Here is a 10,770-nt window from a genome sequence, read left to right on the forward strand (position 1 = left end):
CCGCTCTTGACAAATCACCGTGTCCCGTACTTCTCCAGAGTATCACGGATACGGGCGAGTTCCTCAAGAATCGGCGGGGGCGGGGTGCAGGAGAGGAGCGGCAGGACGCCGGGATCGCATTCATTCATGCCCTCTTCGTAGGGCAGCCAGAACTGTTCTGAGAAGAGGCCGATATCATCGCACAGGATTTTCAGCACCTTCTCCCTGTCCCTGCCGGACCGCACCCGGTTGACAACCAGGTGGAGGTGGGGGATCCCCAGTTCCCGGGCGAGCACGGCCGCGTGTTTCACAACGGTCACCGCGTTGAAACTCGGGTCCGTCACGAGCAGGGCCTGGCCGAACCCCTTTGCCAGGGAGCGGCCGAAGTGCTCTACGCCGGCCTGGGTGTCCATGAGGATGACCTCGCCCTTCCGGAGGTTGATGTACCGTATGACCGCTTCGAGCAGGGTGTTCTCCGGGCAGAGGCAGCCGGTGGCGGCCTGCACCACCGTCCCCATGACGAGGATCTTCACGCCGCCCGGTCCGGTCACCCCGAAGCGGTCCACCACGTCCGAGACATCCGGGTTCAGCGTCAGCATGAGCCCCCAGCCGGCCCCAGGGCGGGCGCCGGTCTTCTCCTCGATGTAGTCGAGGTTTTTTGTCAGCGGCACGATCCCGCCGCCTCCATCCTGCGGCATGCCGAGTGCAAAGGGGAGGTTCATCTGCGGGTCCTCGTCGACAGCAAGCGCAGTGTACCCGCTCCGTGCGAAGAGATGGGTGAGGAGGGCGGTAACCGTGGTCTTCCCGACCCCTCCTTTTCCCGTGACAACGACCCGGAACCCCTGATCGTTTCCCGGGCGGGCGTTCCGGTTGAGCGCATGCGCAGCGGCGAGGACCTTCTCCCGCTGCCTGCCGGCATCAGGCATGGTTGCCGGCACCGCCCTGTCGTGCAAGGATCTCCCGTTCTGCGATCTGTTTTCCCCGGCATGACGGGCAGAGGCCGGCCAGTTCACGTTCCAGCTGCGGGTCGAGGGCGGAAAGGGTCCGGGCCGCCAGTTCCTTCGGCGCATAATACCTCCCGCAGCAGTCACACTGCGCCAGCGGGACGCGGGTGCCGCTCCATGACTTCATGACACGTTCGCTGCCGCTGTCCTCCATGACGATGGCGTGCGTCGGGCAGACCTTCACGCAGGCGCCGCAACCATAACAGTCGGCCGAGGGTTCGAGGAACGGCGTGTTGACTTCCGTGTAGGGCCCGCGGTTGATGAACCCGATCGCACCTGCGCCCATGATCTCCGTGCAGGCCCGGACGCAGAGGCCGCAGAGCACGCATTTCCCGCCAAGCGGGTCGTCCGTCTCCATCTTTTTGAGGAAACGAGTCTTCATTACTCCGTACCGGGCTGCCATCTCTTTAATGACCTCCGATTTCGGGGCTTCTGCAAGGTAGAGCTCTAAAAGGATGGCACGGTGCTTTGTGACCGTGGGCGTGTCCGTTGTGACCTCGAGCCCTTCGGCCACCCGCAGCGTGCAGGCCGTGACCATCTCTCTCTTCCCGTGCTTTCCCGCCTCAACAAAGCAGAGCCGGCACGCCCCGTACGGGTCGAGCGACTCCTCATGGCAGAGATGGGGAATGGGAATGCCTTCCCGAATTGCAACGGAGAGTACGGTCTCGCCCTCTTCCGCACGGTACTGCCTGCCGTTGATGGTCACCCTTACCGGTTTTCCCGGAACGTGATCTTTTCCGGCACTCCCGTATATCATGGTCTCACCTTTGCCTCATACTCCTCCCTGAAGTACGCAAGCGTTGTCAGCACGGGATTGGGGGCAGTCTGCCCCAGGCCGCAGAGCGATGTGGCCGCGATGGTCTCGCAAACTTCCTGGAGGGTAGCGAGATCTTTTTTGGACGCCTTTCCTGCCTGGATCCGGTTGATGAGGAGGAGCGTGTGCTTGAGCCCCTCGCGGCAGGGCACGCACTTGCCGCAGGATTCCCCGGTGGCAAAGCCGGTGAAGTACCTGGCGATATCCACCATGTCCGTGTCTTCATCCATGACCACGATGCCACCGGAGCCCATGATACTCCCTGCCTTGTTGAGGGACTCGTAGTCCACCGGCATGTCAAAGAGCCGCAGCGGGATGCAGCCTCCCGACGGCCCTCCGGTCTGTACGGCCTTCACCTTCTTTCCGTTCGCCCCGCCATTGCCGGCATCGAACACAATCGTCCTGATGGGCGTGCCGAGCGAGACTTCCACGAGTCCTACCCGGTCCACCTTGCCCACGAGCGAAAAGACCTTGGTGCCGGTATTTCCCTTTGCGCCGATCCCGGCGTACCAGCCGCTGCCATTGGCTACGATGGCCGGAACATTGCACCAGGTCTCGACATTATTGAGATCCGTGGGCTTGCCGAAGAGCCCGCCTTCCGGGTCGGTCAGCCGCGGGGGCCGGGGGTGTGGCCGGCCGGTTCTGCCCTCGATAGAAGCAACGAGCGCCGTCGATTCCCCGCAGACAAACGCTCCCGCTCCCCGTGCGATCCGTATGTCGAACGAGAGACCGGTTCCCATGATATTCTCTCCGAGAATCCCGTACTCCCGGGCCTGCCCGATGGCCCTGCCGAGCCGTTCGATGGCGAGCGGGTACTCCGACCGGATGTAGATGAGACCGTGTCGTAAGCCCATGGCAAACGCCCCGATGATCATGCCCTCAATGAGCATGTGGGGGTCGCTCTCCATCTCATTCCGGTTCATGTACGCGCCGGGGTCTCCCTCATCGGCATTGCAGACCAGGTACTTCTCTGCCCCGCCGGGTGCGTCCCGCGTTATCCGCCACTTCAGCCCCGTGGGGAACCCCGCTCCGCCTCTTCCGCGGAGCCCGGACTTCTCCACTTCTGCAATGATTGCCTCCGGTTCCATTCCGTGGAGGGCCTTCCACGCCGCGGCATATCCCCCGACCGCGAAATACTCGCCGATATCCTCCGGGTCGATGAAGCCGGCGTTGCGCAGGATCACCTTCCGCTGGGGGGCAAAGAAGGGAACGTCCTGGTAGAGCGGGATGGCATCGAATCCCTTCCCGTACTCCATGACAAAGCCAGTTACATGGTCCCATGCGGGGACCCGGCAGAGTGCCTTATCTTCAGGCACCTTCCCGTTCAGGACTGCACGGACTATTGCGTCCGCATCCGCTTCTGTTACCTTGCGAAGGATTACCAAGGATTTACCGGGCAGCGTTATGTTGACGAGCGGTTCCTCCCTGCAGTACCCGATGCAGCCGGTCTGGACGAGGTCGATCTCCGCCCCCTCCCGTGCAATGGCTTCCCTGAGGCGGTCATACACTTTCCGGCCACCAACGGCCGCCCCGCAGGTGGCAAGGCCCACGGCGATCCGGGGCTTGTCCGGTTTCAGCTTCTTTAGGCCGGTCGCCTGCAGCGCCTTCAGGTCTGCCTCCGCCTCAACTCTCATGCTCCCTCCACCCGAATTCGGCAAGGATGGCCGGCAGATTCTCCGGAGTTGCGTACCCGTAGAGATTCCCGTCCACCGAGAGGACTGGTGCCATGCTACAGGCGCCGAAGCAGCGGGCGATCGTGACCGTGAATTTGTTGTCCTCCGTGGTGACGGCAAACTTCCCGTCCTGCGCCATGCCCGTTTCGATCCCCAGGTGTTTCCCGAGAGCCGACAGCACCATTTCTGCGCCTTTGACGTGACAAGCCGTACCCATGCAGACTGTGATCATATGCTCTCCGACCGGCTGGAGGGAGAAGAACGAGTAGAATGTCACGAGGCTGTAGAGCCGCGAGAGCCGGACGCCCAGCTTCTCTGACAGCATCACAAGGACATCGTGCGGGATGTACCCTTCCTGCTCCTGGACCTCTGAGAGGATTCCCAGTAGTCTCCCATCCGGCACATCGTAGCGTGCGATAATTGCGTCTAATGCGTGTGAGTCCATCATGTCCTCCGAAAAATGACAGATGGGGAGATTAGATCTTGAGTGCCGCACGCTTCCGGTTGATCTCGGCTTCCAACAGGTCGGCGGCTTTCAGCGGGTCCGGCTCCACGGCGAAACAGGCGTTCGTGATGCCCTGGAGCTGGGCGGCCAGCAGGGTCGTCACGTTCGCGCTGCCGAAGATCTTGGGCGGGATCCCGAGCACCACGTAGACTCCGGATGAGACGAAGTACGTGCCGATAGAGATGGCCTTCTGGGAGTACCATTCGGGAGCGGCCCCGCAGACCGGCAGGTCGCCGATGCCCACGCCAAGCTCGTTTGCCACATGGGCGGCAAGGACCAGAATGCGGGAGTTGTCCACGCAGGATCCCATGTGGAGGACCGGCGGGATCCCGAGCGCCTTGCAGACCGCCTTCAGCCCGTCTCCGGCCAGGTCCGCCGCCTCCGGCACGAGGAGGCCGTTCTTGCCGCTCGCGATGGCGGCGCAGCCGGTCTCGACCACGAGGATATTGCGTTTGATGAGGGCCCGGGCAAGCGTGATGTGCCCGTAGTCCTGCTTGATCTTCGGGTTGTTGCAGCCAACGATGCCGACAACCCCCCTGATCTTACCGGCAACGATGGCGTCGATGAGCGGTTTGTACGTGCCTCCGAGGGCTTTTCTGATAGTCTCCTCGGAGAAACCGGCCATCATGTCGATGGGTTTTGCCGGGATCCGGACCCGGGCCGGGTTCCGGTTCGGGAAGTTGTCGATGGCGAGGGTGACGATCTCCTTTGCGGTGTCGTAGGCATTCTCCGGCCGGAACTCCTTGAAGACCGCGCCGGGGATCTTAGTCTTGACGCTCGTTGTCACGACTTTCGTGTGGTAACAGGAGGCCGTCTGCGGGAGCGAGGGGAAGATGCACTGGTAATCGACCACCATCGCTTCGAGGGCTCCCGTTGCGATCGCGAGCTCCTGGTCAAGGAACGTTCCGGCGACCGGAACCCCGCGGCGCATCAGCAGCTCGTTGCCCGTGCAGCACATCCCGACCAGGTTGATGCCCTTTGCCCCTTTCTCTGTTGCCCGCTTCACGAGCGCAGGGTCGGCGGCCGCCTTGACGATCATCTCCGAGAGGATCGGGTTATGCCCGTGCATAGCGATGTTGACTTTGTCTTTACTCAGGACGCCGAGGTTGGCCCGGGTCTTAATCGGCTTTGGGGTGCCAAAGAGGATGTCGGAGCACTCGGTCGCGATCATCGAGCCGCCCCAGCCGTCGGCAAGCGAGACCCGCATCGCATGCAGGAGGATGTTGGTGTACTCAGCGTCCACACCCATGTGGACGCGGTGCATGCCTTCCACGATTTCGCGATCCACGCCCCGCGGGACGATGCCGAGTTTCTTCCAGACCTCCTGCGTCTTTGCCGGGGCCCTTCCAGCCATCTGGAGTTTTCCTTTTGCAGTGCCGAACTCCTCCAGGAACGCGTGGGCGAGCTCCTTTGCGATCTCCTCCTTCTTGCGCTTGCCGGTCTTGATGCCATACTCGGCAGCTACGGCTGCAAGCTTGGCTTCGTCAGTGATCTGGTAGCCCTGCGACCGTCCCTCCGCGGTCTCGAGCATCACCTCCACGACCTCGCGGCCATGGTCCGAGTGGGCCGCTGCGCCCGTGGCAAGGTCGTCGAGCAGGTTCCGCGCCACGATGGTGTCGGCATCGGCCCCGCAGACACCCCGTGTCGGTTTCTTGCCAAACGGCTCGATCCGGCACGGCCCCATGGCGCAACGGTTGCAACAGACCCCAAGCGCCCCAAAGCCGCACTGCGGCTGCTGGTCCGCGAGCCGGTCCCACGCGGTGGTGAGCCCGTCGTCAATTGCCTTTTCGATGATCTCCTGGTCGGTCGCGTCGAGCGCTCGTGCTGCTGCAATTTTTTTCCTTTCAGATGAATCGTACATGGTTTTTCCCTCCTTTCCCTCGTTTTACAGTCCTGCCAGTTCTTCCATGATCGCCCGGAACGCCCGGATATTCGGCGGCAGAGCGGTGACCTCGGCGCCTTTTCCCTCGGCAAGCACGAGCCGGGTCGTGAAGTCCTTCCGGCTCGTGCGGACGAGGTCGTTTGCATCCCCGAACTCCAGCGCCCCGGTCTTGCAGGCCCAGGCACAGGCAGGAATCAGCCCCTCCTTCTGCCGCTCAAGGCAATTGTCGCACTTGGCGTTCACCTCGCGGTCCGTGTCCAGCTGGCGCACGGGACCAAAGCGGATGATCCCGAAGGGGCATGCCATGGCGCAGACGGCGCACCCGATGCACCGTGCGTACGCCATCCCGACTGAACCCGAGGCGTTGTCCCGCACCAGCGCTCCTGTAGGGCAAACCTGCATGCAGGGCGCCGGGTCACAGTGCCGGCACCGGTTGGGGAAGGTCTTATAGCCCGGCCCAGTCTCAACGAAGATGCGGGGCTGCGACTTCTTCTTCTCGGTGACAGCGCCAAGGATGTTCTTGTTCTCCGCGTGCTCGACCGCACACGCAACCTCACAGTGCCTGCACCCTATGCAGAGTTCAGGCCGCACAAATACCGTTTTCATCCACCATGCCTCCAGTCATTGCTCGTAACAAAAGGGGCAGGTCCCCTGCCCGTAGTGTGATCAAACGACCATTTACGGACTGGGAATATATATGTCTTATTATGTGGGCTCCCGGTCGAAAAAGGGCCGGACCTGGGCAAGATGACATCCCGAAAAAACAACTGAAGATAACCAGATACCGAGAGAATAGTTCTATTGGTTTCTCCATCGATAACCAGCGCGTGCTCTCAGCGGGCCGCTGGAACAGATTACTGCCCGCAAACCTCCGGCAAGATACATTAGAGTGCCCGTCCCTAGAAAGATAAGGGAGATAAACAAATCAGGGTCTTCAATGGCAACATAGACGCTGAGTACGATTCCATGAACGAACTGAAGGCTCTGTCATACCTTGCACGATTTTACCAGGCTGCCGATCTTGTTCCCAACCTTTTTTGCTTTCTCCAGCGCTTCCTTATCGGAAAGCACATCCCCGGCATGATACCCGTTCCCCTTGACGGACCCTAGCGATGAAAATTCGTGCGTACTCAGGATCCCTTCAAGCGTCTGGATCGTCCGTGTCGCACCCTTCTGTGCCTGTACAGCGACTGTAACACCCTGCCTCCCCGCCAGTTTCCGGTCATGGTAGAGGGAGTATGTTCGGTCAATGAAATTCTTGATCTGGCCGCAGACATCGTAATAGTAGGTCGGCGATCCGATGACGAGCACATCGCAGGCCAGCACTTTATTGATGATCTTCTCCCAGTCATCGTTTTTGATTACGCACCACTTCATCTCCTTACATTTCTCACAGCCGAGACAGGGATGGATCTTCTTTCCTGCAAGCGAGATGAACTCTGTCTTGATCGCGTCGCCTTTGCATTGTTCGAGAAAGCCGGGTGGCTTCCGGTCGTATCATTCGACTGCCTGATCGATGCGAATATCGATCCGGTTGAGGTGACGATAAACAAGTGATTTTTTTAAATCTGCGGCAGGATTGATCCTGTTCTTGATTATTACCATAAATTCAATGTCTTGTATTCGGATAATCATAGGTATGGACGTACATTTTTGTGCACATTACCGGGAAATGCAATGCCCCCCACGAACCGGTTCTGCCGGGAATGTGACAAAGCAGGGATCGCGTGTGATGCACTGTAGGCGCGAGTCGTGGCATTATCAGAATCCCGACAGGGAATGGCAGTCCCGTTACTTGGAACACGGGCCGTGCTTTACCCCAACCCGAAAAACCCTGATATCGTTCATCTGAAGATCAACGCACGATGGGGGCTCCCCAAGGAAGATTTCCTCCATTTCATAGCAACGGATTCAGCACAGATGGGCCGGAAAGATGAGCGACTGAAAAGAAGTGCTTCGCCCAGTATGACACGACAGGAACCGTATGTGCAGGCAATTGTTGCAGCTATTGAGTGTGAGATCATTCCTGAGATCGCGGCCGTGCGGCGGGTTCAGCAGGATACTTCGGAATACTTATAATGATCCGGCCCGGGCCCTGGGAAAAACCGACCTTCAAATTCGCATTCAGGCTGCCTTTTCTGGGCCCATATGGAGTAAAACAGGTGGCTAAAGTTGTTTTGGAAAAAGTCAATAGAAATCCTAAAATCGACTAATTTGGAGCTATTTTGGAGAAAATAGCACAATTTGGCCGTTTTACGCTCGGCATACCCCCGACCAGATTCGAACTGGTGTCGCCGGATCCAAAGTCCTGCATGATTGACCGCTACACTACGGGGGTGGGTGTCAGGCAAATTTCCCGTCAGGAAAATTTGTGCTAATGATGTTGGCGCCGGAGATATTAAAGTCAGCACGGCATGCGGAAAAAGAAGGGGCCGGTCAGGACCCGATCATGATATCGGCACGAGGTTTTTCATGGGGCTTCTTTGCAGGCTCCTTGTGTTCTGCTGCAGGAGCTGCCTCGGCCGGCTTGTGCGGGGAGTGAGCGGGTTCTTCGGCTTTGGTCTGCTTAGGCAGCCGGGCCAGGATCTCCCTGCTCACCTTGATCTGCTCTTTCATGAGGGAACTGAGCTCGGCAAGAATGGTGTTCTGTGCCTGGAGTGCTGCGGCAAGCTCATGACCTGAGGGGCTGTCGGTCACCGGCTCCGGGTTGAGAGCCTGTTGTTTCTTGATGAACTCCCCGCGCCGTTTCCAGATCTTGCTGATGCTGTCAATGCCTTTCTTCCGGGTGGGGAAGGCCTCACGGTAGCGCTCGTAAAATTCGTGGCTGTCACTGCACTGGATGACAAGATCGATCTCGGCATCATCGATCTTCTCGTATTTTCGCTTCTGGACACGGGGCATGGTACTCTCGTAGTATGTCGTCAGGCATGCTAAAAAAGAATTGTGGTTGAAATCCAATTCATTTCAGTACCCTGACAGATTAAATACCAGAATTAGAGTTGAATAAAAAAACAAAGGCTGAAAATTGTGTTTTCAGACAATTCTGATACAATATCTAATCATAAAAGATGAAATAATGGAAAGTTTTTCGAAGATAATTGAATTTCCGATTTTTCTAATTTATTGTTATAATGAGAGAATATGGAAATATTCGATTTATTCAGAAATTTTCTGTTTCATCCAGAAAGGAAAGAGATCTGGAAAATTTCAGAAATCCGCCTCGATTGCAGATTCGATACCATGAATATCATTAATGGATTAGTGAAACCGCCAAAAATATCCAATATTTCCATTTTATGAGATGAAATTATATGATTGGAAAAGAATAGTTTTCTATTTTTCGATGGGAAAGAAGAGGATTAGCCAACAATCATTTCGAAATGCAGCGCGGTGAATGAGGAGGACGTACTGCCGCAACAAGCAGGATCCATGAATTATCCAATGGATTGGAATATTTTAAAAAGTCGATTTTTTAAAGACACAGATTATTATTCGAATTAATTTCTGATTTCAAATTTTCATCGAAAATACAGATAATTGGAAAAAAAATGGAAATTCAAACTTGTCACGACTGTAATTGGATATCTGAAAAAATCGACAATTACTCTGATGACAAAATCAGGAACAGCATAAAAACTTGATTTGGGCTGCTGTAATTTTCTCCAATTTTTCCAAAAAGAGGTTGGCAGGGACACCATAACCCGGGCTGGTATGCTGCACAGTGGCCAGGCAAAAGAGATACCCAATGGGTACAGTACTGCACTCCAATAAGGCTGGATGGATTCGTACTATTCCCCATGTGCCAGCATCCCCATGAGGGAGCTTACCAATGAATCCCCTCAGCGGTAACCTGAAATCCCGTATATGCTGCCCGATATTCCCCACAGGGTCATTTTTGCCGCAGAATGGTATACCAACAGACCCGTTTTATGTATAGCAATATATGGTTTATAAGAAGAATGAAATCAAAAAAGGAGCCCGAATCAGGCTTATTCGTTGGAGCCGGAGAGAGGGAAGTATTGCTGGTAGACCTGCCGGCGCTCGTCGATATCGGTGTGCAGGTAGATCTCCGTTGTCTTGATGGACGTGTGACCGAGGTTCTCCTGGACCACCCGGAGGTTCTTGGAGCGTTTATATAGCTCGCTGGCATAACTGTGACGGATCTTGTGCGGCGTAATCCCTGATGGGGCATAATGCTTGAAGATGTGCTGGATAGCACGGGAGGAGATATGCTTGCCCTGCTGCCCGATAAAAAGGGGGCCGCTGGTGCGGGTGCCGATAAATACCAGGATCTCGGCAAGCGTATCCTCGTCAACGAAGACAAGACGCATTTTGTCTCCTTTTCCCCTTATCCGGATCGTATGCTCGTCGAAATCAATATCCTCGATGTTCATATTGCAGAGCTCAGAGACACGGACACCGGTGGCGTAGATGGTCCGGACAATGAGCTTGTCTCGGAGATCATCAATGGAGTCGATGAGACGGAGGACCTGGTTGTGTTTCAGATATTTTATCTCCTGCTGCTTGATCCGGGGACGATCGATTCCAGTCAGCGGGTTGGTACTGACCACGCCCTGTGTTGAGAGATACCGGTAAAATGAGCTCAGGGTCGAGATGATCCGGTGAAAAGTCTTGGGCTTGTAGGTCTGCATCGATGAGACAAAAGCAAGAAAATCATTGACCATAACAGGTGTGACATCAACGGATGTATCCAGGCGGGCATTCTCGAAGTCTTTCCAGTGGAAGACGAGCTTTGTCACATCCATATTCCTCCGGAGCCAGACATAGTAGCCAAAATGCCGGATTACCTGTTCGTAACTTTCAAGAGTCCGCGGGGAGTAGTTCCGCATCCGCAGGTAATTCCGGTAGCTCCTGAGCCATTCCGAAAAATACCCGTTTTCCATGCTCTATTC

Annotated in this window: 11 protein-coding genes and 1 tRNA gene; 2 read left to right on the top strand and 10 right to left on the bottom strand. The window is 56.6% G+C overall.

The features are described 5' to 3' along the window. Positions 1–14 precede the first annotated feature (14 nt). The 7 genes from PHF39_RS08930 to PHF39_RS08960 form a co-directional block, all read right to left on the bottom strand. The gene (locus tag PHF39_RS08930) at positions 15–932 is read right to left on the bottom strand and encodes an AAA family ATPase (RefSeq protein ID WP_300223126.1); all 918 of its coding nucleotides are present in this window, start codon (positions 930–932) and stop codon (positions 15–17) included. Next, positions 898–1,740, bottom strand: coding sequence for a 2Fe-2S iron-sulfur cluster-binding protein (locus PHF39_RS08935; protein WP_300223128.1), 843 nt, complete (start codon positions 1,738–1,740; stop codon positions 898–900). The genes PHF39_RS08930 and PHF39_RS08935 overlap by 35 nt, the downstream gene beginning before the upstream one ends. Further along, a complete protein-coding gene (locus tag PHF39_RS08940) occupies positions 1,737–3,431 on the bottom strand; it encodes an NADH-ubiquinone oxidoreductase-F iron-sulfur binding region domain-containing protein (RefSeq protein WP_300223130.1) in 1,695 nt (564 codons plus the stop codon). The genes PHF39_RS08935 and PHF39_RS08940 overlap by 4 nt, the downstream gene beginning before the upstream one ends. Continuing rightward, a complete protein-coding gene (locus PHF39_RS08945) occupies positions 3,421–3,918 on the bottom strand; it encodes an NAD(P)H-dependent oxidoreductase subunit E (RefSeq protein ID WP_300223132.1) in 498 nt (165 codons plus the stop codon). The genes PHF39_RS08940 and PHF39_RS08945 overlap by 11 nt, the downstream gene beginning before the upstream one ends. A gap of 28 nt (positions 3,919–3,946) precedes the next feature. Continuing rightward, positions 3,947–5,836 (bottom strand): anaerobic carbon-monoxide dehydrogenase catalytic subunit, encoded by a 1,890-nt coding sequence (gene cooS, locus PHF39_RS08950; RefSeq protein WP_300223134.1) that lies wholly within the window; start codon positions 5,834–5,836, stop codon positions 3,947–3,949. 24 nt (positions 5,837–5,860) lie between these two features. Next, positions 5,861–6,463 carry a 4Fe-4S dicluster domain-containing protein gene (locus PHF39_RS08955; RefSeq protein WP_300223136.1) on the bottom strand — a complete coding sequence of 201 codons (603 nt, stop codon included), beginning with the start codon at positions 6,461–6,463 and terminating at the stop codon, positions 5,861–5,863. A 381-nt stretch (positions 6,464–6,844) separates the two neighbouring features. Then, positions 6,845–7,306: a flavodoxin family protein gene (locus PHF39_RS08960; RefSeq protein WP_366144221.1), complete on the bottom strand. Its 462-nt coding sequence runs from the start codon at positions 7,304–7,306 to the stop codon at positions 6,845–6,847. Here PHF39_RS08960 and PHF39_RS08965 point away from each other — a divergent pair. After that, a complete protein-coding gene (locus PHF39_RS08965; RefSeq protein WP_300223138.1) occupies positions 7,265–7,414 on the top strand; it encodes a hypothetical protein in 150 nt (49 codons plus the stop codon). The two genes, PHF39_RS08960 and PHF39_RS08965, sit on opposite strands and share 42 nt — an antisense overlap. Before the next feature lie 222 nt (positions 7,415–7,636). After that, positions 7,637–7,936: a hypothetical protein gene (locus PHF39_RS08970; protein WP_300223140.1), complete on the top strand. Its 300-nt coding sequence runs from the start codon at positions 7,637–7,639 to the stop codon at positions 7,934–7,936. A gap of 186 nt (positions 7,937–8,122) precedes the next feature. On the opposite strand, the gene PHF39_RS08975 is transcribed toward PHF39_RS08970, so the two are convergent. The 3 genes from PHF39_RS08975 to xerA form a co-directional block, all read right to left on the bottom strand. Continuing rightward, a tRNA-Gln gene (locus PHF39_RS08975) sits at positions 8,123–8,195 on the bottom strand. Positions 8,196–8,293: 98 nt separating this feature from the next. Further along, positions 8,294–8,758, bottom strand: coding sequence for a hypothetical protein (locus PHF39_RS08980; protein WP_300223142.1), 465 nt, complete (start codon positions 8,756–8,758; stop codon positions 8,294–8,296). A gap of 1,088 nt (positions 8,759–9,846) precedes the next feature. Beyond that, on the bottom strand, positions 9,847–10,761 hold the full coding sequence (gene xerA / locus PHF39_RS08985) for a site-specific tyrosine recombinase/integron integrase (RefSeq protein WP_300223144.1): 915 nt from the start codon (positions 10,759–10,761) through the stop codon (positions 9,847–9,849). Positions 10,762–10,770 lie beyond the last annotated feature (9 nt).

Source organism: Methanoregula sp., from assembly GCF_028712425.1.
GTDB lineage: Archaea > Halobacteriota > Methanomicrobia > Methanomicrobiales > Methanospirillaceae > Methanoregula.

What these genes read in the sequence shown, in the direction of transcription:
- PHF39_RS08935 (WP_300223128.1), bottom strand. Translation starts at nt 1,740, where the DNA reads ATGATATACGGGAGTGCCGGAAAAGATCACGTTCCGGGAAAACCGGTA.
- PHF39_RS08940 (WP_300223130.1), bottom strand. Translation starts at nt 3,431, where the DNA reads ATGAGAGTTGAGGCGGAGGCAGACCTGAAGGCGCTGCAGGCGACCGGC.
- PHF39_RS08945 (WP_300223132.1), bottom strand. Translation starts at nt 3,918, where the DNA reads ATGATGGACTCACACGCATTAGACGCAATTATCGCACGCTACGATGTG.
- cooS (WP_300223134.1), bottom strand. Translation starts at nt 5,836, where the DNA reads ATGTACGATTCATCTGAAAGGAAAAAAATTGCAGCAGCACGAGCGCTC.
- PHF39_RS08955 (WP_300223136.1), bottom strand. Translation starts at nt 6,463, where the DNA reads ATGAAAACGGTATTTGTGCGGCCTGAACTCTGCATAGGGTGCAGGCAC.
- PHF39_RS08965 (WP_300223138.1), top strand. Translation starts at nt 7,265, where the DNA reads ATGGATCTTCTTTCCTGCAAGCGAGATGAACTCTGTCTTGATCGCGTC.
- PHF39_RS08970 (WP_300223140.1), top strand. Translation starts at nt 7,637, where the DNA reads ATGGCAGTCCCGTTACTTGGAACACGGGCCGTGCTTTACCCCAACCCG.
- PHF39_RS08980 (WP_300223142.1), bottom strand. Translation starts at nt 8,758, where the DNA reads ATGCCCCGTGTCCAGAAGCGAAAATACGAGAAGATCGATGATGCCGAG.
- xerA (WP_300223144.1), bottom strand. Translation starts at nt 10,761, where the DNA reads ATGGAAAACGGGTATTTTTCGGAATGGCTCAGGAGCTACCGGAATTAC.